Here is a 550-nt window from a genome sequence, read left to right as displayed (position 1 = left end):
CGGGTGGACGACCGAGGAAGGCGGCCCGTCGAGGCGGGTGCGTGGGGCCCGGAATGATGGTGGGCCGGCGGTCGTTACACATGGTTCCGGCGTCGTGAAGAGGGCCTTTGCCCCCCGCGTCGGAGCCGTTGATCTTTTCCCCTGTTCTTGAGCGCCGGGCGGTGCTTGCGTGCGTCCGACCCCCGTCGGGTGTGCGTCTTCCCCCGAATGGAGCTTGTCATGAACACGATCCTGCGTAAGAGCGTTCTGGGTGTCGCTGGTCTGGCCTTCGCCGGTGGCATGTTCGCCGGTCCGGTGGCGGCGCACGCTGATGGTGGCGTGCTGGCTGCTGGCAGGCCCGTGGCTGTCGTGCAGGCCGACAAGCCGGACACCGGCAAGTTGATCCCGCACGGTGTGCAGGGCAAGCAGTCGCGGATCGATCTGAACGACGAGCAGATCGGTAACGTGAAGGCGATCATCGCGGCGACGAAGAAGGCCGGTATGGACGAGCGGGCCGCGGTGGTGGCGATCGCCACGGCGTTCCAGGAGTCGAAGCTGGAGAACCTGGGTC

General features: G+C 67.1%; 1 pseudogene. It reads left to right on the top strand.

Annotation, left to right across the window (positions count from 1 at the left end):
- Positions 1 to 219: 219 nt before the first annotated feature.
- A pseudogene (locus tag Vqi01_RS30460) lies at positions 220 to 550 on the top strand (hypothetical protein); the annotation flags it as partial.

The sequence above is a fragment of the Micromonospora qiuiae genome (genome assembly GCF_016863555.1).
Lineage (GTDB): Bacteria > Actinomycetota > Actinomycetes > Mycobacteriales > Micromonosporaceae > Micromonospora > Micromonospora qiuiae.
Note: the sequence above shows the minus strand (reverse complement) of the source record. Positions and strands in the feature narration are given on the sequence as shown.